At 60.8% G+C, this 18,869-nt stretch carries 17 protein-coding genes; 10 read left to right on the top strand and 7 right to left on the bottom strand.

What is annotated here, in order from left to right; genetic code table 11:
* Positions 1-212: 212 nt before the first annotated feature.
* The 5 genes from prpF to C9383_RS26980 form a co-directional block, all read right to left on the bottom strand.
* On the bottom strand, positions 213-1,403 hold the full coding sequence (gene prpF / locus C9383_RS27000) for a 2-methylaconitate cis-trans isomerase PrpF (RefSeq protein WP_090369273.1): 1,191 nt from the start codon (positions 1,401-1,403) through the stop codon (positions 213-215).
* 11 nt (positions 1,404-1,414) lie between these two features.
* Entirely contained in the window at positions 1,415-4,009 is a 2,595-nt protein-coding gene (acnD, locus tag C9383_RS26995) for a Fe/S-dependent 2-methylisocitrate dehydratase AcnD (protein WP_090369271.1), read from the bottom strand.
* 194 nt (positions 4,010-4,203) lie between these two features.
* Positions 4,204-5,331, bottom strand: coding sequence for a bifunctional 2-methylcitrate synthase/citrate synthase (gene prpC, locus C9383_RS26990; protein WP_060756238.1), 1,128 nt, complete (start codon positions 5,329-5,331; stop codon positions 4,204-4,206).
* A gap of 42 nt (positions 5,332-5,373) precedes the next feature.
* The gene (prpB, locus tag C9383_RS26985; protein WP_060756239.1) at positions 5,374-6,267 is read right to left on the bottom strand and encodes a methylisocitrate lyase; all 894 of its coding nucleotides are present in this window, start codon (positions 6,265-6,267) and stop codon (positions 5,374-5,376) included.
* Positions 6,268-6,278: 11 nt separating this feature from the next.
* The gene (locus C9383_RS26980; protein WP_060756240.1) at positions 6,279-6,974 is read right to left on the bottom strand and encodes a GntR family transcriptional regulator; all 696 of its coding nucleotides are present in this window, start codon (positions 6,972-6,974) and stop codon (positions 6,279-6,281) included.
* A 272-nt stretch (positions 6,975-7,246) separates the two neighbouring features.
* Between C9383_RS26980 and rloA the strand changes: the two genes are divergently transcribed.
* The 6 genes from rloA (at position 7,247) to C9383_RS26950 (ending at position 12,538) form a co-directional block, all read left to right on the top strand.
* Positions 7,247-7,783, top strand: coding sequence for a retropepsin-like aspartic peptidase RloA (rloA, locus tag C9383_RS26975; RefSeq protein WP_090369269.1), 537 nt, complete (start codon positions 7,247-7,249; stop codon positions 7,781-7,783).
* A 5-nt stretch (positions 7,784-7,788) separates the two neighbouring features.
* Positions 7,789-9,321 carry an osmotic stress tolerance membrane protein RloB gene (gene rloB, locus C9383_RS26970; RefSeq protein WP_060756242.1) on the top strand — a complete coding sequence of 511 codons (1,533 nt, stop codon included), beginning with the start codon at positions 7,789-7,791 and terminating at the stop codon, positions 9,319-9,321.
* The gene (locus C9383_RS26965) at positions 9,321-10,307 is read left to right on the top strand and encodes an alpha-L-glutamate ligase-like protein (RefSeq protein WP_060756243.1); all 987 of its coding nucleotides are present in this window, start codon (positions 9,321-9,323) and stop codon (positions 10,305-10,307) included. Before rloB ends, C9383_RS26965 begins: the two co-directional genes overlap by 1 nt.
* On the top strand, positions 10,308-11,651 hold the full coding sequence (gene pabB, locus C9383_RS26960) for an aminodeoxychorismate synthase component I (protein WP_090369267.1): 1,344 nt from the start codon (positions 10,308-10,310) through the stop codon (positions 11,649-11,651).
* 228 nt (positions 11,652-11,879) lie between these two features.
* Positions 11,880-12,182: a type II toxin-antitoxin system HigB family toxin gene (locus tag C9383_RS26955; protein WP_090369264.1), complete on the top strand. Its 303-nt coding sequence runs from the start codon at positions 11,880-11,882 to the stop codon at positions 12,180-12,182.
* Positions 12,182-12,538, top strand: a complete 357-nt coding sequence (locus tag C9383_RS26950; RefSeq protein WP_090369262.1) for a helix-turn-helix domain-containing protein — start codon at positions 12,182-12,184, stop codon at positions 12,536-12,538. The genes C9383_RS26955 and C9383_RS26950 overlap by 1 nt, the downstream gene beginning before the upstream one ends.
* A gap of 12 nt (positions 12,539-12,550) precedes the next feature.
* Here C9383_RS26950 and thrH read toward each other — a convergent pair whose 3' ends face one another.
* Complete coding sequence (thrH, locus tag C9383_RS26945) at positions 12,551-13,168, bottom strand: bifunctional phosphoserine phosphatase/homoserine phosphotransferase ThrH (protein ID WP_090369259.1); 618 nt, start codon at positions 13,166-13,168, stop codon at positions 12,551-12,553.
* Positions 13,169-13,318: 150 nt separating this feature from the next.
* Here thrH and C9383_RS26940 point away from each other — a divergent pair, with 150 nt between their 5' ends.
* The 3 genes from C9383_RS26940 to C9383_RS26930 all read left to right on the top strand — a co-directional run bounded on the left by C9383_RS26940 (position 13,319) and on the right by C9383_RS26930 (position 16,788).
* The gene (locus tag C9383_RS26940; RefSeq protein WP_090369257.1) at positions 13,319-14,053 is read left to right on the top strand and encodes a phosphoadenylyl-sulfate reductase; all 735 of its coding nucleotides are present in this window, start codon (positions 13,319-13,321) and stop codon (positions 14,051-14,053) included.
* A gap of 469 nt (positions 14,054-14,522) precedes the next feature.
* Entirely contained in the window at positions 14,523-16,052 is a 1,530-nt protein-coding gene (locus C9383_RS26935) for an NCS1 family nucleobase:cation symporter-1 (RefSeq protein WP_090369255.1), read from the top strand.
* Positions 16,053-16,065: 13 nt separating this feature from the next.
* The gene (locus C9383_RS26930) at positions 16,066-16,788 is read left to right on the top strand and encodes an aspartate/glutamate racemase family protein (protein WP_060756248.1); all 723 of its coding nucleotides are present in this window, start codon (positions 16,066-16,068) and stop codon (positions 16,786-16,788) included.
* 131 nt (positions 16,789-16,919) lie between these two features.
* Here C9383_RS26930 and C9383_RS26925 read toward each other — a convergent pair whose 3' ends face one another.
* Complete coding sequence (locus C9383_RS26925) at positions 16,920-17,843, bottom strand: LysR family transcriptional regulator (RefSeq protein ID WP_090369253.1); 924 nt, start codon at positions 17,841-17,843, stop codon at positions 16,920-16,922.
* 126 nt (positions 17,844-17,969) lie between these two features.
* Between C9383_RS26925 and C9383_RS26920 the strand changes: the two genes are divergently transcribed.
* Positions 17,970-18,716, top strand: a complete 747-nt coding sequence (locus tag C9383_RS26920) for a 3-oxoacyl-ACP reductase family protein (RefSeq protein WP_090372328.1) — start codon at positions 17,970-17,972, stop codon at positions 18,714-18,716.
* Positions 18,717-18,869: the final 153 nt, after the last annotated feature.

Raw genomic sequence — 18,869 nt, 5'->3', positions numbered from 1 at the left:
CCCCCTCCCACACTGGATTGATGTCGGGCTTTAGAACGCATCGCCGCGTGGGGACGCTATGCGCTGTCGAGGGCAGCGTATAGACCGAAGTGAACACCAGCTAAAAGTGGGAGGGGGCTTGCTCCCGATAGCGGTGGGTCAGCGAAAACTGGATTGGCTGACACTCCGTCATCGGGAGCAAGCCCCCTCCCACACTGGATTGATGTCGGGCTTTAGAAGGCGTCGCCGGGGATGCGTACGTAGCCTTCCATCAACACCCGTGCACTGCGGCTCATGATGGCTTTCTTGACGACCCACTCACCCTCTACCTGGCTGGCCTCGGCGCCCACGCGCAACGTGCCGGACGGATGCCCGAAGCGCACCGCATTGCGCGCCACGCCGCCGGCCGCCAAGTTGACCAAGGTGCCGGGAATCGCCGCCGCCGTGCCAATCGCCACCGCCGCCGTGCCCATCATCGCGTGATGCAACTTGCCCATGGACAGCGCGCGCACCAGCAGGTCTACGTCGGCAGCCTTGATTGCCTTGCCGCTGGATGACAGGTAATCCGCAGGCTTGGCCACAAACGCAACCTTCGGTGTGTGCTGGCGTTGGGCAGCTTCATCCAGATTCTGGATCAGCCCCATGCGCAGCGCGCCGTAGGCCCGCACGGTCTCGAACATCGCCAGGGCTTTCGGGTCGCTGTTGATCGCGCCTTGCAGCTCGGTGCCGGTGTAGCCGAGATCTTCGGCGTTGATGAAGATCGTCGGGATACCGGCGTTGATCAACGTCGCCTTGAAGGTGCCGACACCCGGCACCTCCAGGTCGTCGACGAGGTTGCCGGTGGGGAACATCGAACCGCCGCCGCCCTCTTCTTCCGCCGCCGGGTCCATGAACTCCAGCTGGACTTCGGCAGCCGGGAAGGTCACGCCGTCCAGTTCAAAGTCACCGGTCTCCTGCACGGAGCCGTCGGTGATCGGCACATGGGCGATGATGGTCTTGCCGATATTGGCCTGCCACACCCGCACTACGGCCACGCCGTTATGCGGCACGCGGGCCGGGTCGACCAGCCCGGCGCTGACGGCGAACGAACCCACCGCCGCCGACAGGTTGCCGCAATTGCCGCTCCAGTCGACAAAGGGTTTGTCGATGGCGACCTGGCCGAACAGGTAATCCACGTCGTGATCGGCGCGGGTACTTTTCGACAGGATGACCGTCTTGCTGGTGCTCGATGTGGCGCCGCCCATGCCATCGATCTGTTTGTCGTACGGGTCGGGGCTGCCGATCACCCGTAACAGCAAGGCGTCGCGCGCGGCGCCCGGCACCTGCGCCGCTTCGGGCAGGTCCTTGAGGCTGAAAAATACCCCCTTGCTGGTGCCGCCACGCATGTAAGTGGCGGGGATCCTGATTTGCGCTGCGTGTGCCATGGTTATCCTCTTCAGGCGGTGGCCGCCGATTCCAGGAAGTCCTGGGCGAAGCGCTGCAACACGCCGCCCGCCTCGTAGATCGATACTTCTTCGGCGGTGTCCAGGCGGCAAGTCACCGGCACTTCGACACGTTCGCCATTTTTGCGATGGATCACCAGCGTCAGTTGCGCACGCGGGGTGCGTGCACCGACCACGTCATAGGTTTCGCTGCCATCGATGTTCAACGTGTGACGGTCGGTGCCCGGCAGGAACTCCAACGGCAGCACGCCCATGCCCACCAGGTTGGTGCGGTGGATGCGCTCGAAACCCTCGGCAACAATCGCTTCCACACCGGCCAGGCGCACGCCCTTGGCCGCCCAGTCGCGGGAGGAACCCTGGCCGTAGTCGGCACCGGCAATGATGATCAGCGGTTGCTTGCGCTCCATGTAGGTTTCGATGGCCTCCCACATCCGCGTGACTTTGCCTTCCGGCTCGATGCGCGCCAGGGAGCCCTGCTTGACCTTGCCGTTTTCAACCACCATTTCGTTGAACAGTTTCGGGTTGGCGAAGGTGGCACGCTGCGCGGTCAGGTGGTCGCCGCGATGCGTCGCGTAAGAGTTGAAGTCGACTTCCGGCAGGCCCATTTTCGCCAGGTATTCGCCTGCGGCGCTGTCGAGCATGATCGCATTGGAGGGTGACAGGTGGTCGGTGGTGATGTTGTCCGGCAGCACCGCCAGCGGGCGCATACCCTTGAGCGGCCGCGCACCGGCCAGCGCGCCTTCCCAGTACGGCGGGCGGCGGATATAGGTGCTTTGCGGGCGCCAGTCGTACAGCGGCGCGACTTTCGGCCCGGTGTCTTCGTGGATGGCGAACATCGGGATATAGACCTGGCGGAACTGCTCCGGCTTGACCGAAGCCTTGACGACCGCGTCGATCTCTTCGTCGCTCGGCCAGATGTCTTGCAGGCGGATTTCCTTGCCCGAGGCATCCAGGCCCAGCACGTCCTTCTCGATATCGAAACGGATGGTGCCGGCAATCGCATAGGCCACCACCAACGGCGGCGAGGCGAGGAAGGCTTGCTTGGCGTACGGGTGAATACGCCCGTCGAAGTTGCGGTTACCCGAGAGCACGGCCGTGGCGTACAGGTCGCGATCGATGATTTCCTGCTGGATCACCGGGTCAAGGGCGCCGGACATGCCGTTGCAGGTGGTGCAGGCAAACGCCACCACGCCGAAGCCGAGTTTTTCCAGTTCATGGCCCAGGCCGGCCTCTTCCAGGTACATGGCCACGGTTTTCGAACCCGGCGCCAACGAAGATTTGACCCAGGGTTTGCGCGTCAGCCCCAGCTTGTTGGCGTTGCGCGCCAGCAGGCCGGCAGCGATCACGTTGCGCGGGTTGCTGGTGTTGGTGCAACTGGTAATGGCCGCAATGATCACCGCGCCGTCGGGCATTTGGCCGGGAACCTCGTCCCACTCGCCGCTGATGCCTTTGGATGCCAGGTCCCGGGTCGCCACGCGCGCATGCGGGTTGCTCGGCCCCGCCATGTTGCGCACGACGCTGGACAGGTCAAAGGTCAGGCCACGCTCGTATTGCGCGCTCTTCAGGTCATCGGCCCACAGGCCGGTGTGGCGGGCGTATTGCTCCACCAGGGTGACTTGTTCGTCTTCGCGGCCGGTGAGCTTCAGATAGGCGATGGTCTGTTGGTCGATGTAGAACATCGCCGCCGTGGCGCCGTATTCCGGGGCCATGTTGGAGATGGTCGCGCGGTCGCCCAGGGTCAGCGCCGAAGCCCCTTCACCGAAGAACTCAAGCCACGCCCCCACGACCTTTTGTTTACGCAGAAACTCGGTCAGCGCCAGCACCATGTCGGTGGCGGTGATGCCCGGTTGCAGCTTGCCGGTCAGTTCGACGCCGACGCTTTCCGGCAGGCGCATCCATGAGGCGCGGCCCAGCATCACACTTTCGGCTTCAAGGCCGCCGACGCCGATGGCGATCACGCCCAGTGCGTCGACGTGCGGCGTATGGCTGTCAGTGCCGACGCAAGTGTCCGGGAACGCCACGCCGTCGCGCACCTGGATCACCGGAGACATTTTCTCCAGGTTGATCTGGTGCATGATGCCGTTGCCTGGCGGGATCACATCGACGTTCTTGAACGCCTTCTTGGTCCACTCGATAAAGTGGAAACGGTCTTCGTTGCGACGGTCTTCGATGGTGCGGTTTTTTTCGAATGCCTGCGGATCATAACCACCGGCTTCGACGGCCAGGGAGTGGTCGACGATCAGTTGGGTCGGCACCACCGGGTTCACCTGAGCCGGATCGCCGCCTTGCTGGGCGATGGCATCGCGCAGGCCGGCAAGGTCGACCAGGGCGGTCTGGCCGAGGATGTCGTGGCACACCACGCGCGCGGGGAACCAGGGAAAATCGAGGTCGCGCCGGCGTTCGATCAACTGGCCCAGGGACGCGTTGAGGGTGGCCGGGTCGCAGCGGCGCACCAGGTTCTCGGCGAGTACGCGGGAGGTATAAGGCAAGGTGGCGTAGGCGCCAGGCTTGATTGCATCGACTGCCGCACGAGCGTCGAAGTAATCCAGGCGACTGCCGGGTAGCGGTTTGCGAAATTCAGTGTTCATCGTCAGGACTCGGTCACGGTGGCTACAAAAGGAGAACCGGCGTGCATCCGGAATTGGAATGAGATCCAAATGTGGGAGCGGGCTTGCTCGCGAAAGCGGACTGTCAGTCGATACATCTGTAGCTGACCGCTATCGGGAGCAAGCCCCCTTCCACATTTGATCCGGTTACCCATTCAGGACCGCCAATCTCCCATTCAGCGACGTTCGATTGGCACGAACTTGCGCTGTTCGACGCCTATGTATTCGGCGCTTGGACGGATGATGCGGTTGTTGGCACGCTGCTCGAACACATGCGCGGCCCAGCCGGTCAGGCGCGAGCAGACGAAGATCGGGGTGAACAGCTTGGTCGGGATCCCCATGAAGTGGTAGGCCGAGGCATGGTAGAAGTCGGCGTTGGGAAACAGCTTCTTCTGCTCCCACATGGTCTTGTCGATGGCTTCGGACACCGGGAACAACACGGTGTCGCCCACTTCGTCAGCCAGCTTTTTCGACCAGCCCTTGATCACTTCATTACGCGGGTCGCTGTCTTTGTAGATCGCGTGGCCGAAGCCCATGATCTTGTCCTTGCGCGCCAGCATGCCGAGGGTGCCTTCGACGGCCTCCTGCGCGGACGAAAAACGCTCGATCATTTCCATCGCCGCTTCGTTGGCCCCCCCGTGCAGCGGGCCGCGCAACGAACCGATGGCCGCCGTGACGCAGGAATACAGGTCGGACAGGGTCGACGCACATACGCGGGCAGTGAAGGTCGACGCGTTGAATTCATGCTCTGCATACAGGATCAGCGACACGTTCATCACTTTGACGTGCAGGTCGCTGGGCTTCTTGCCGTGCAGCAGGTGCAGGAAGTGACCACCGATGGTCGGCTCGTCCGTTACGCAGTGGATGCGTTGGCCGTCGTGGCTGAAGCGATACCAGTAGCACATGATCGCCGGGAAAGCGGCGAGCAGGCGGTCGGTGACGTCGCGCTGCACGCTGAAATCCTTCTCCGGCTCGATATTGCCCAGGAACGAGCAACCGGTGCGCATCACGTCCATCGGATGGGCATCGGCGGGGATGCGCTCCAGCACTTCCTTGAGGGCTTGCGGCAGGTCGCGCAGCTTGCTCAACTTGGCGCTGTAGGCGGCCAATTCGGCCTTGCTCGGCAATTCGCCGTACAGCAGCAGGTAGGCGACTTCCTCAAACTGCGCCTCGGCGGCCAGCTCGCGCACATCGTAGCCGCGATAGGTCAGGCCGGCACCGGCCTGGCCCACGGTGGACAGTGCGGTCTGCCCGGCGACCTGGCCACGCAGGCCGGCGCCACTCAGTACTTTTGCTTCAGCCATGTTCGTTCTCCAATCTTGAATTTATTAGGGAGGCATGCCGCTTTACTTTTTCGCGGCAAACAACGCGTCGAGCTTCTGCTCGAAGGTGTGGTAGTCGATGCGATCGTAAAGCTCCATGCGGGTTTGCATGGTGTCGATCACGTTCTGTTGGGTACCGTCGCGACGGATCGCGGTGTAGACGTTTTCGGCGGCCTTGTTCATGGCGCGGAAGGCCGAGAGCGGGTACAGCACGATGGAAACATCGGCAGATTTCAACTGTTCGGTGGTGTACAGCGGCGTCGCGCCGAACTCGGTAATGTTAGCCAGGATCGGGGCCTTCACACGGGAGGCGAACAGCTTGTACATCTCCAGCTCAGTGATGGCTTCCGGGAACACCATGTCGGCACCGGCCTCGATGCAGGCGGCGGCACGCTCCAGGGCGGACTCCAGCCCCTCCACCGCCAGCGCGTCGGTGCGCGCCATGATCACGAAGCTGTCGTCGGTGCGCGCATCCACGGCGGCCTTGATGCGGTCGACCATTTCCTGCTGGGACACGATTTCCTTATTCGGACGATGGCCGCAGCGCTTGGCACCCACCTGGTCTTCGATATGGATGGCCGCCGCGCCGAACTTGATCATCGACTTGACGGTACGCGCCACGTTGAACGCCGAGGACCCGAAACCGGTGTCCACGTCCACCAGCAGCGGCAAGTCGCACACATCGGTGATGCGGCGCACGTCGGTCAGCACGTCATCCAGGCCGGTAATCCCCAAGTCCGGTACGCCCAGGGATCCGGCAGCCACCCCGCCACCCGACAGGTAGATCGCCTTGAAGCCGGCGCGCTTGGCCAGCAGGGCGTGGTTGGCGTTGATCGCGCCGACCACCTGCAAAGGCTGTTCGCTGGCGACCGCGTCACGGAAACGCTGGCCTGGAGTGCTGTTGTTAGTGGAACTCATGACTCACCTCGTTAGGGGGTAGTGTCTGGAAAGTGACGGGCGATGTTGCGTTTGGAGGCACCGATATGACGGCGCATCAACAACTCCGCCAGTTCACCGTCACGATCGGCGATCGCGTCAAGAATGCGGTGATGCTCGGCAAAAGCCTGGCGTGGACGATTGGGCGTGGCGGAGAACTGGATGCGGTACATGCGCACCAACTGGTACAGCTCGCCGCAGAGCATTTGGGTCAGGGTGCGGTTGCCGGCGCCCTGGATGATCCGGTAATGAAAGTCGAAGTCGCCTTCCTGCTGGTAATAACCGAGGCCGGCCTGGAAGGCTTCGTCGCGTTCATGGGTGTGCAGTACCTGGCGCAACTCCTCGATTTCGGCGTCGGTCATGCGCTCGGCGGCCAGGCGACAGGCCATGCCTTCGAGGGACTCGCGGATTTCATAGAGTTCGATCAGCTCGGCATGGCTCAGGGACACCACCCGGGCGCCGACATGCGGCACACGCACCAGCAGGCGCTGGCCTTCCAGGCGGTGGATCGCCTCACGCAGCGGGCCACGACTGATGCCGTAGGTGCGCGCCAGTTCCGGTTCGGAGATCTTGCTGCCGGGGGCGATCTCACCCTTGACGATGGCGGCCTGGATACGCCGGAAGACGTTCTCGGACATGGTCTGGGAATCGTCTTGCGCCATCACTGGGCTTTCCAGTTGATCCAGCATATTGTCGACACCTTTAAAAGCAATGCCGCAAAAACTAGCTAATCAGCCCCTGATAGTCAAAGAATAAATACATATTGTCGACAATCGTCTAATAACCCCTGCCGCCCCTTCCAGGGGCATGGCCGCCTGCCAGCGCTGGCGTCGCAAAAGCATCATGTTAGAATGCCCGCCGCTTTCGCCTGACATCTCCTGATGAAACGGCGCACGAGGGAGTTTGCGCAGCAATGCCAGTCGCCTTGAATTGAACATCGCATGGCACCGCCTCAGGATTTATGAGACTCAAGCCCTTCCTTCTATTGATTTGCCTGATGTGCGTATCGGGTCTTGGCGCTGGCGCCGAGAAGACCGTGTATGGCCTGAATGAATACGCCAAGCTGACCGGGATCGACCTGGAAGTGGCGGCCAAACTCGATACCGGCGCCAAGACCGCGTCGCTCAGCGCCCGCGATATCAAGCGCTTCAAGCGCAATGGCGAATCCTGGGTGCGCTTTTACCTGGCTATCGACACCGCCCATTCCCACCCCATCGAACTGCCCCTGGCCCGCGTCAGCAAGATCAAGCGCCGCGCCGGTGACTACTCACCCGATGAGGACAAGCACTACACCGCCCGCCCGGTGATAGCCCTGGATGTCTGCATGGGCACCACGATACGCAGCATCGAAGTGAACTTGACTGACCGCAGCGCATTCCAATATCCGCTGCTGATCGGCTCCGAAGCGTTGAAACGCTTTGATGCGCTGGTCGACCCCAGTCTCAAATACGCAGCGGGCAAACCTGCCTGCGCCGCCGACGCTTATACCGCCGAGTAAACCGAATGCGCTCTCTGACCCTGCACCTGAAAATCCTGATCACCATTCTGGTGGTGCTGGGTATTTCGGTCACCGCCTACCAGATTTTCGTGTTGGGTATTCCGGTGACCGAGGACGCCACTGACGACCTGTGGAACATCGACGCCAAGGTCGAGTTCGTCGCCAACCCCAAGGACCCGGTCAAAATCTCGATGTTCGTGCCGCCGCTGAGCCGCGACTTCGTCAGCCTCAATGAAAGCTTCATCTCGAACAACTATGGGGTGAGCGTCAACCGTACCGATGGCAACCGCAAGGTGACCTGGTCGGCACGCCGGGCCAAGGGCAAGCAAACCCTGTACTACCGCCTCGTGCTGACCAAGCGCTACAGCGGCGAAAAGCTCAAGGTCAAGGGCCCGACCTTCCGCGACAGCATTGCCGTGGAAGGCCCGGAAAAGATCGCCGCCGAAGCCTTGCTCGCGCCGATCCGCCAGCACTCGGCCGACGTCGAGACGTTTATCGGCGAGGCCATCAAGCGCACCAACAACCTCAACGACGATAATGTGAAGCTGCTGCTGGCCGGCGACCCGTCGACACCTCACAAAGCCAAGATCGTCGAGCTGCTGCTGTCGATTGCCCACGTGCCGATCGAAAAGGTGCACACCCTGCGCCTGGTGGCCGACCAACCGCAGACCCCGGAGCTGTGGCTGCGCAGTTTCAATGGCAATGACTGGCTGTACTTCAACCCGGAAACCGGCGAACAGGGCCTGCCGGCCGACCGCCTGCTGTGGTGGACCGGCGATGAAAACCTGATCACGGTAGAGGGCGGCAAGAAAGCCGCCGTGACCTTCAGCCTGAACAACAGCGAAATGAACGCCATTCGCCTGGCCAAGCTGACCGATGAGAACACCGACGCCAACTTCCTCGAATACTCACTGTACGGGCTGCCGCTGCAAACCCAGCAGACCTTCATGATCATGGTGATGATCCCGATCGGCGTGCTGGTGATCCTGATCCTGCGCAACCTGATCGGCCTGCAGACCCTGGGCACCTTTACCCCGGTGCTGATCGCCCTGGCGTTCCGCGAGACGCAGCTGGGCTTCGGTATTGTGTTATTCACCATCATCACGGCGCTGGGCCTGTCGCTCAGGTCGTACCTGGAACACTTGAAACTGCAGATGCTGCCCAGGCTGTCGGTGGTACTGACCTTCGTGGTCGTACTGATCGCGGCCATCAGCCTGTTCAGTCACAAGCTGGGGCTGGAACGCGGGCTGTCGGTGGCGCTGTTCCCGATGGTGATTCTGACCATGACCATCGAACGCCTGTCGATCACCTGGGAAGAGCGCGGCGCCACCCATGCATTGAAAGTGGCGATCGGCACACTGTTCGCCGCAACCCTGGCGCACCTGATCATGAGCGTGCCGGAACTGATCTACTTCGTGTTCACCTTCCCGGCGATCCTGTTGATCCTGGTGGGTTTCATGCTGGCCATGGGGCGCTATCGCGGCTACCGCCTGACCGAACTGGTGCGTTTCAAGGCCTTCCTCAAGGCTGATTCATAATGTTCGGCTTCTGGAAAACCTGGAAGGCCCTGGAGGCACGGGGGATCATGGGCATCAACCGGCGTAATGCCGACTATGTGCTCAAGTACAACAAGCGCAGCCTGTATCCGATTGTGGATGACAAGATCATCACCAAGGAACGCGCCATCGCCGCCGGTATCCATGTGCCGGAAATGTACGGGATCATTTCCACGGAAAAGGAAATCGACAAGCTCGACGAGATCCTCGATGGGCGCAGCGACTTCGTGATCAAGCCGGCCCAGGGCGCCGGCGGTGATGGCATCCTGGTGGTCGCCGACCGCTTTGAAGGGCGCTATCGCACGGTATCCGGCAGGTTGCTGACCCATGAGGAAATCGAACATCAGATTTCCAGCATCCTCACCGGCCTGTATTCCCTGGGTGGCCACCGCGATCGCGCCTTGATCGAATACCGCGTGGTGCCCGACCAGATCTTCAAAAGCATCAGCTACGAAGGCGTGCCGGATATCCGCATCATCGTGCTGATGGGCTACCCGGTCATGGCCATGCTGCGCTTGCCCACTCGCCAGTCGAGCGGCAAGGCCAACCTGCACCAGGGCGCGATCGGCGTCGGCGTCGACCTGGCGACCGGCGTGACCCTGCGCGGTACTTGGCTGAACAACATCATCACCAAACACCCCGATACCACCAATGCCGTGGACGGTGTGCAACTGCCCTACTGGGACGGTTTCATGACACTCGCCGCCAGCTGCTATGAGTTGTGCGGGCTGGGTTATATCGGCGTGGACATGGTGCTGGACCAGGAAAAAGGCCCGCTGATCCTTGAGCTCAATGCCCGGCCAGGGCTGAATATCCAGATCGCCAACGACTGCGGCCTGACCCTGCGTACCCATGCGGTAGAAGCGCGGCTGGAAGCGTTGAAGTCGGCCGGCGTGACGGAAACCCCGCAGGAGCGGGTGAAAATCGTGCAGGAAATGTTTGGGCATATCCCACCGGTTGAAGGCTAAATGCTGACTTGTTCCGTACACCCACTGCCCTACCGGGCCAACCCCGCCGAGTATTTTGCGGCGATTCGCCACGCGCCTGGGGCCGTGCTGCTGGACAGCGGCCGACCTGCGGCCGAGCGTGGGCGCTATGACCTGCTCAGCGCTTGGCCGCAAGCGACGCTGACGGTATTACCTGACGAACGTGGTGACGGTTTCCTGCAGCGTTTGCGGGAAAACCTTGCGCAACTGGGTCGGGCGGATCTGCCTGCCGGTTATGAACTGCCCTTTACCGGCGGGCTGATCGGCTACCTGAGCTATGACTTTGGTCGGCACCTGGAGCCAATGCCGCACCTTGCGGCGGATGACTTGCACCTGCCGGATGCGCGCTTCGGCCTGTATGCCTGGGCGTTGATCAGCGATCATCAGGCACAAACCAGCCAGCTTGTATTCCATCCGGCATTGGCCGACAGCGAGCAACAACGTTTGATCACGCTGTTCGGCCAACCGGTGGCCGAGCCAGGGGCGCCCTTCACGCTGCTGGGGCCCATGGCGCCCGACCTCAGCGCCGAGGCGTACCGGCAGGCCATCGTACGCATCCAGGATTACATCCAGGCCGGCGACTGCTACCAGGTCAACTTCACCCAGCGCTTCCGGGCCTCCTGCGCTGGCGACCCGTGGATCGCTTACTGCGCACTGCGCCAAGCCTGCCCGACGCCCTTCTCCGGTTTCCAGAGCCTGCCGGACGATGGCGCGGTACTGAGCCTGTCGCCCGAACGTTTTGTGCACATCAGCGAACGCCGGGTCGAAACCCGCCCGATCAAAGGCACACGCCCCCGCGGCTTGACGCCCGAAGACGACGCCGCCAACGCCGCCGAGTTGCTGGCCAGCCCCAAGGACCGTGCCGAAAACCTGATGATCGTCGACCTGTTGCGCAACGACCTCGGCCGCACCTGCCGCATCGGCTCGGTGAAAGTACCGGAGTTGTTCAGCCTGGAAAGTTACCCCAACGTGCACCACTTGGTGAGCAGCGTCACAGGGGTGCTGGCCGACGGCAAAGACGCCCTCGACCTGATCGCCGGCAGCTTCCCCGGCGGCTCCATCACCGGCGCCCCGAAGATCCGCGCCATGCAGATCATCGACGAACTGGAACCGACGCGGCGCGGTTTGTACTGCGGTTCGCTGATGTACCTGGACGTGCGTGGCGAGATGGACAGCTCCATCGCCATCCGCAGCCTGCTGGTCAAGGACGGGCAAGTATGCTGCTGGGGCGGCGGCGGGATAGTCGCTGATTCAGAGTGGGAGGCGGAGTATCAGGAATCGCTGACGAAGGTGCGGGTGTTGCTGCAAACTTTGGAAAACCTGTAGCGTCCCTGCCAACCCAGCGTCTCGAAAGAAAGGATCCCGGCGAGAAAAAATCTGAATCAGAACACCCGTGGACCGGGTGCGAGTTGCAGGTTAGCGTCCAGCTCTGACCGTCCAACCGCCGTCTGTGAAGGATCACATGAAGCGATTAAACACTCGCCAGAAATCATTTCCGAGATTGCATCCCAACCTGACCCCACCTATCATCTCCCAAGTTGGGAGGTATCAGCGATGCGGATAATCGCTCTATCAACCTTACGGATATTCTGGGAAAGCCACCCAGCGCAGATCGACGCCAAAACGCCACTGGTCGAACTGTTTCGTCATATGGAGAAGGCCATTTACCCGACACCCCAAGCACTCAAAGCAGAGCTCAGAACAGCGAGCATTCTCAAAGGTGGCAGGGTTGTTTTCAACGTGGGTGGCAACAAGTATCGAGTGATCATGGCGATCGATTATCAGCGTCAGCTGGGGTTCATACGTTTCGTAGGAACCCACGCGCAGTACGACCAGATCAACGCGGAGACCGTGTGATGAACATCAAACCTATTCATTCTCAGGAAGACCTGACCGCTGCGCTTACGCGTATTGAACAACTGTGGGGAGCTGAAAAAGGCTCACTGGCGGGAGACGAGCTGGAAATCCTCGCAATACTCGTCGAAAAATACGAGGCGGAGCATTATCCCATGCCGCCTTCCAACCCAGTGGAGGCCATCAGGTTTCGCATGGAACAACTTGGCATGACCGCCCGCGACCTGGAACCCTTTATCGGCACCAGTGGACGGGTGTCTGAGGTGCTGAACCACAAGCGTAAGCTCAGCCTGTCAATGATCAAACGCCTGCATGAAGGCTTGCGCATTCCCTATGAGAGTTTGCTGGCAGACGCCTGATCGAGGGTGTCGTTACAGGCTCAACGCCCGATTCGACGCCTTGATAAATTCTTTCTTCAAATCCTCAAACGTATGCACCGCCGGGAACTGCGGGAACTCACGAATCACGTTTTGCGGCGCATGAAATAGAATCCCACGGTCCGCTTCGCCCAGCATGCTGGTGTCATTGTAGGAGTCACCTGCGGCAATCACGCGGTAGTACAAGCTCTTGAAGGCCAGTACCGACTGGCGCTTGGGATCTTTCTGGCGCAGTTGGTAGCTCACCACCCGGTCATTTTCATCAGTGATCAGGCGGTGGCACAGCAAGGTCGGGAATCCCAGTTGGCGCATCAGCGGCTGGGAGAATTCGTAGAAGGTGTCTGACAGGATCACCACCTGGAAACGCTCACGCAGCCAGTTCACGAACTCGATGGCGCCGTCCAGAGGTTTGAGCGTGGCGATCACTGCCTGGATGTCGGCGAGCTTGAGCCCGTGTTCGTCGAGGATCCGCAGGCGTTGCTGCATCAGCACATCGTAGTCGGGAATGTCGCGGGTGGTGGCCCGCAGGGACTCAATACCGGTTTTTTCGGCGAAGGCGATCCAGATTTCCGGAACCAGCACCCCTTCCAGGTCAAGACAGGCAATTTCCACAAGACACTCCCGTTGGTTGTTATAAGTTGAGCGAGTACAAGGACTGCCGAACTCTAGCGACTCAAGCCCGTCGCCGCAACGCAGGGTGGATTTGATACCATCACTCCCCTATAGAGCGCTCAGCGCCACTGACCTGTAGGAACCGTCCTGATGAACCAAGCCTTCGACGTCGCCGAACTCGCCGCGACTTATGCCAACAAATCCGCCCAGGATATTCTCAAGCTGGCATTCAGCCAGTTCGGCGATGACCTGTGGATTTCCTTCAGCGGTGCCGAGGATGTGGTGCTGGTCGATATGGCTTGGAAGCTGAACAAGAACGTCAAGGTCTTCAGCCTCGACACGGGCCGCCTGCACCCGGAGACCTACCGGTTCATCGAGCAGGTGCGCGAGTTCTACAAGATCGACATCGAATTGATTTCGCCCGACCAGAGCAAGCTGGAACCTTTCGTCAAGGAAAAGGGCCTGTTCAGCTTCTACAAGGACGGCCATGGCGAATGCTGCGGCGTGCGCAAGATCGAGCCGCTGCGCCGTAAACTCGCCGGCGTGAGCGCCTGGGCCACCGGCCAGCGTCGCGACCAGAGCCCCGGCACCCGCAGCCAGGTGGCGGCGCTGGAAATCGATAGCGCGTTTTCCACACCGGAGCGCACCCTGTACAAGTTCAACCCGCTGGCGCAGATGACCAGCGAGGAGGTCTGGGGTTACATCCGCATGCTGGAGCTGCCGTACAACAGCCTGCATGAGCGCGGTTTCATCAGCATCGGCTGCGAGCCCTGCACCCGCCCCGTACTGCCTAACCAACATGAGCGCGAAGGCCGCTGGTGGTGGGAGGAGGCAACCCAGAAGGAATGCGGGCTGCATGCAGGGAATATCATCAGCAAGGCATGAAGCTGAGGCTGTAAAAAGACTGTGGGAGGGGGCTTGCTCCCGATAGCGGTGGTTCAGCCAGATTACTGGTTACTGACACATCGCTATCGGGAGCAAGCCCCCTCCCACATTTGTTTTGTGTTACCCATGAAAATGTACACACAGATGTAACGATCGGTGCCATTTATGTGTGCATCTTTTTCGTCACAGCACCAAAACGTAACACCCGCGCCCTTGCATTATTTTGCTCGGAATCAGCTTCGTGCGGCCTTCAAAAATAAATACCTGTTCAAATGGTCAATTTATATCCATTCAAATTCAGATAGTTATCAAAAATACATATAAAAACGAAATTAGACAGCCGTTTAATAGATCGAAAACTGGCACGCATGTGGCTTAAGGTGAAATAGGTTTTGTATACAATAAACACAAATCATACATACACTTTGCCATCCGCGGCTCGCTCGCAGATGCGCTGGAGCCTGCCGGAATGCGTACAAGTCTTTCGAATAACATCGCACTGGATCTGCCCTCCTCCGCCCTGGCCCCCGAGGCTACAAGCCCTGGCCCCCTGGTGCTCAGCCCGCGCCTGCACAACAAAGACCTGGCACCCACCAAGCGCGAAGGCCGACGCTGGGGGCGCTACAGCATTTTTGCGCTGTGGACCAACGATGTGCACAACATCGCCAACTATTCATTTGCCATCGGCCTGTATGCGTTGGGGCTCGGCGGCTGGCAGATCCTGTTATCCCTGGGTATCGGCGCGGCACTGGTGTACTTCTTCATGAACTTGTCGGGGTTTATGGGGCAGAAAACCGGTGTGCCGTTTCCGGTGATCAGCCGTATCAGCTTCGGTATTCATGGCGCACAGATCCCCGCGCTGATTCGCGCCGTCATTGCGATTGCCTGGTTCGGTATCCAGACCTACCTGGCGTCGGTGGTTTTCCGCGTGTTGCTATCGGCGATTCATCCAGGCTTTGCCGACTATGACCACAACTCGATCCTTGGCCTGTCGACCCTGGGCTGGGTGTGTTTCGTGACGATCTGGTTCGTGCAGTTGGCGATCCTGGCGTATGGCATGGAGATGGTGCGTCGCTACGAAGCCTTCGCCGGGCCGGTGATCCTGGTGACCGTAGCCTCATTGGCCGGTTGGATGTATTTCCAGACCGCAGGTGATATCGCCTGGTCGATCCGCGAGCCGCTGAGCGGCGGCGAGATGTGGCGCAATATCTTTGCCGGCGGCGCGTTGTGGCTATCCATCTATGGCACGCTGATCCTTAATTTCTGCGACTTCGCCCGCTCTTCACCGTGCCGCAAGACCATCCTGGTGGGCAACTTCTGGGGCTTGCCGGTGAACATCCTGGTATTCGCGGCGATCACCGTGCTGCTGTGCGGCGGCCAATTCCAACTCAATGGCCGCGTGATCGAAAGCCCTACCGAAATCATCGCCGCCATCCCCAATACCTTCTTCCTGGTGCTGGGCTGCCTGGCCTTCCTGATCGTCACCGTGGCGGTGAACATCATGGCCAACTTCGTGGCACCTGCCTTCGTGCTGAGCAACCTGGCGCCCAAGTACCTGAACTTCCGTCGCGCCGGGTTGATCAGCGCCACCGTGGCGGTGCTGATCCTGCCGTGGAACCTCTACAACAGCCCGCTGGTGATCGTGTATTTCCTCTCCGGCCTGGGTGCGCTGCTGGGGCCGTTGTACGGAGTGATCATGGTCGATTATTGGCTGATCCGTAAAAGCCGGGTGGATGTGCTGCAGCTGTACAGCGAAGATCCCAACGGTGCTTATTACTACAGCCACGGGGTCAATTTGCGCGCAGTGGCGGCGTTTGTGCCTGCGGCGGTGATCGCGATTCTGCTGGCGCTGTTGCCTGGTTTTTCCGGTGTCGCGCCGTTTTCCTGGTTGTTTGGCGCCGGTATTGCAGGGTTGCTGTACCGGTTGATCGCCAAGCGCCAAGCGTTCTACGCCGATGTCAGCGGCGAAAGCATTGCAGTCGATAACGTCAGTCACTAATCAAGGACACTCCATGCGTATCCTCGTGGTCAACGTCAACACCACCGAATCCATCACCGACACCATCGCCCAACAGGCGCGGGCCGTGGCTTCGCCCGGCACCGAGATCGTCGGGCTCACCCCCTACTTCGGCGCAGAATCGGTAGAAGGCAATTTTGAAAGTTACCTGGCGGCCATTGCCGTGATGGATCGGGTGATGGCCTACGACCAGCCGTTCGATGCGGTGATTCAGGCCGGTTACGGCGAGCACGGCCGTGAAGGCTTGCAGGAGTTGCTGAATGTGCCGGTGGTGGACATCACCGAAGCGGCCGCCAGCACTGCGATGTTCCTGGGCCACGCCTATTCAGTGGTGACCACCCTGGACCGCACCGTGCCGCTGATCGAAGACCGCCTGAAACTAGCAGGCTTGTACCAGCGTTGCGCCTCGGTGCGAGCCAGTGGCATGGCGGTATTGGAGCTGGAAGAAAACCCTTTGGCCGCGATGGAGGCCATCGTGCGCCAATCGGAACTGGCCATCAGTGAGGACAAGGCCGAGGTGATCTGCCTGGGTTGCGGCGGCATGGCCGGGCTGGACGAACAGATTCGCCGGCGCACGGGCGTACCGGTGGTGGATGGCGTGACAGCGGCGGTGACCATTGCCGAGTCGCTGGTGCGCCTGGGCTTGTCGACGTCGAAGATCCGGACCTATGCAACGCCACGACCGAAAAAAGTGATTGGCTGGCCGGGCCGGTCCTGATGCCCGTCAGTGGAGGCTTAACGCTGTCACTGTGGGAGGGGGCTGGCTCCCGATGGGCCGCGAAGCGGCCCCTGCTTTGGGTTTGAAAGGGCTGGGCCTGCTGCGCAATCCATCGGGAGCAAGCCCCACATTCAAACTGCGCTGAACCTTTGCCCCAGCCCCTGCTCGGCAAACTGTTCGATGATGAAATCCACAAATACCCGGGTCTTGCCGGGCAGCAGTTTGTGTTCGGCGTAATAGAGTGAAATGTTGCCGTCGTCGACGTACCAATCAGGCAGTACCCGCACCACCTCACCGCTGTCGAGGAACGGCACTGCCATCGGCATGCTCACCAGCGCAATGCCTAAACCTTGGGCACTGGCGCAGCACGCCGCCTCGGAGTCGCTCATGGTCATGCCGGGCTTGAGCACCAGCGGGCGGTGCTCGCGCTCCCGACTGGTGAGTTGCCAGGAGCGCACGCGGCCAGTCTGCGGCGAACGGATCAAGATGCCGCTGCAACTCGCCAGATCTTCGGGATGCAAAACGGGCGGGCACTGTGCGAGATAGGCCGGCGCCGCCACCAGCACCCGATGGGCCGGCGTGAGCTTGCGTGCAACCACCCCTTGGGGCAATTCGAATCCACCGCCGATCGCCGCGTCAAAACCCTGGCCGATCAGATCGACTTGGCGGTTATCAAAATGCCAGTCCGGACTGATATCCGGAAAGCGCTGCATGAACTTGCCCAGCAACGGCACCACGTAGCGATTACCGAACACCGTGCCCATGCTGACCTTGAGCGTGCCCACCGGGCGCCCCTGCGCACTGGCCAGGTTGGCCACGGCATTTTGAATGGTGGTGAGGCTGGCGCCGACTTCTTCGAGAAACAGCTGGCCGGCTTCGGTCAAGGTCAGGCGCCGGGTGCTGCGCTGGAACAAGCGCACACCCAGGCGCGCTTCCAGCTTGGCAACACTTTTGCCCACCGCCGCGGGGGTTAGGCTCAGGTGCCGGGCGGCTTCGGCAAAACTGCCGCCTTCAGCGCTGCGCACAAAGCATTCGATACCGCCAAAGCTCTCCATATCGCCCCACTCTAAACTTTTGGTTTACACAGACTATAGCAATCACGGTCTACCGGACGCGATGGCCCAGGTCGATACTCGCTTCCAACCACAAGGCATCCCGCCTTGAACAGCTCGGAGATCGACATGACCACACAAAACCTCAGCGGCAAAGTTGCCTTGATCCAAGGCGGTTCCCGCGGCATCGGCGCCGCCATCGTCAAGCGCCTCGCCGCGCAAGGTGCAGCCGTCGCCTTTACCTACGTCAGCTCGGCTGACAAGGCGCAAGCATTGCAGAACAGCGTGATCAGCGAAGGCGGCAAGGCCTTGGCGATTCATGCCGACAGCGCCGATGCCACGGCGATACGCCAGGCGGTCGACACCACCGTTGCAGCGTTCGGCGGCCTGGACATCCTGGTGAACAACGCCGGTGTGCTGGCCATCGGGCCGCTGGAAGAGTTCAAGCTGGAAGATTTCGACCAGACCCTGGCGATCAACGTGCGCAGCGTGTTTATCGCCACTCAGGCAGCCGCCAAACACATGAAAGACGGTGGCCGCGTGATCAACATCGGCAGCACCAACGCCGAGCGCATGCCGTTTGGCGGTGGCGGGCCGTATGCCATGAGCAAATCCGCGCTGGTGGGGCTGACCAAAGGGCTGGCACGGGACCTGGGGCCGCGTGGCATCACCGTCAACAACGTGCAGCCTGGGCCGGTGGACACCGACATGAACCCGGCGAACAGTGATTTTGCAGATAGTTTGATTGGGTTGATGGCGGTGGGTCGGTATGGGCATGTGGAAGAGATTGCCAGCTTCGTCGCTTATCTTGCGGGGCCGGAAGCCGGCTATATCACAGGCGCCAGTCTGACTATCGATGGTGGTTTCAGCGCTTAAACAACTGTGTGGGAGGGGGCAAGCCCTAATGCTAGTCAGTTAAGAGAGCCTGCCGCGACCAAACTCCGTAGTGAGCGGGCTTGCCCCGGTACAAACCGGGGACATCGTTTACATTTCTAACCGGGGACATGGTTTACAGGCTAATACGCATGA

The organism is Pseudomonas palleroniana, assembly GCF_003031675.1.
GTDB lineage: Bacteria > Pseudomonadota > Gammaproteobacteria > Pseudomonadales > Pseudomonadaceae > Aquipseudomonas > Aquipseudomonas palleroniana.
Note: the sequence above shows the minus strand (reverse complement) of the source record. Positions and strands in the feature narration are given on the sequence as shown.

Excerpts from the sequence above, each read along its gene's own strand:
- prpF (WP_090369273.1), bottom strand. The coding sequence starts at position 1,403 with ATGGCACACGCAGCGCAAATCAGGATCCCCGCCACTTACATGCGTGGC.
- acnD (WP_090369271.1), bottom strand. The coding sequence starts at position 4,009 with ATGAACACTGAATTTCGCAAACCGCTACCCGGCAGTCGCCTGGATTAC.
- prpC (WP_060756238.1), bottom strand. The coding sequence starts at position 5,331 with ATGGCTGAAGCAAAAGTACTGAGTGGCGCCGGCCTGCGTGGCCAGGTC.
- prpB (WP_060756239.1), bottom strand. The coding sequence starts at position 6,267 with ATGAGTTCCACTAACAACAGCACTCCAGGCCAGCGTTTCCGTGACGCG.
- C9383_RS26980 (WP_060756240.1), bottom strand. The coding sequence starts at position 6,974 with ATGCTGGATCAACTGGAAAGCCCAGTGATGGCGCAAGACGATTCCCAG.
- rloA (WP_090369269.1), top strand. The coding sequence starts at position 7,247 with ATGAGACTCAAGCCCTTCCTTCTATTGATTTGCCTGATGTGCGTATCG.
- rloB (WP_060756242.1), top strand. The coding sequence starts at position 7,789 with ATGCGCTCTCTGACCCTGCACCTGAAAATCCTGATCACCATTCTGGTG.
- C9383_RS26965 (WP_060756243.1), top strand. The coding sequence starts at position 9,321 with ATGTTCGGCTTCTGGAAAACCTGGAAGGCCCTGGAGGCACGGGGGATC.
- pabB (WP_090369267.1), top strand. The coding sequence starts at position 10,308 with ATGCTGACTTGTTCCGTACACCCACTGCCCTACCGGGCCAACCCCGCC.
- C9383_RS26955 (WP_090369264.1), top strand. The coding sequence starts at position 11,880 with ATGCGGATAATCGCTCTATCAACCTTACGGATATTCTGGGAAAGCCAC.
- C9383_RS26950 (WP_090369262.1), top strand. The coding sequence starts at position 12,182 with ATGAACATCAAACCTATTCATTCTCAGGAAGACCTGACCGCTGCGCTT.
- C9383_RS26940 (WP_090369257.1), top strand. The coding sequence starts at position 13,319 with ATGAACCAAGCCTTCGACGTCGCCGAACTCGCCGCGACTTATGCCAAC.
- C9383_RS26935 (WP_090369255.1), top strand. The coding sequence starts at position 14,523 with ATGCGTACAAGTCTTTCGAATAACATCGCACTGGATCTGCCCTCCTCC.
- C9383_RS26930 (WP_060756248.1), top strand. The coding sequence starts at position 16,066 with ATGCGTATCCTCGTGGTCAACGTCAACACCACCGAATCCATCACCGAC.
- C9383_RS26925 (WP_090369253.1), bottom strand. The coding sequence starts at position 17,843 with ATGGAGAGCTTTGGCGGTATCGAATGCTTTGTGCGCAGCGCTGAAGGC.
- C9383_RS26920 (WP_090372328.1), top strand. The coding sequence starts at position 17,970 with ATGACCACACAAAACCTCAGCGGCAAAGTTGCCTTGATCCAAGGCGGT.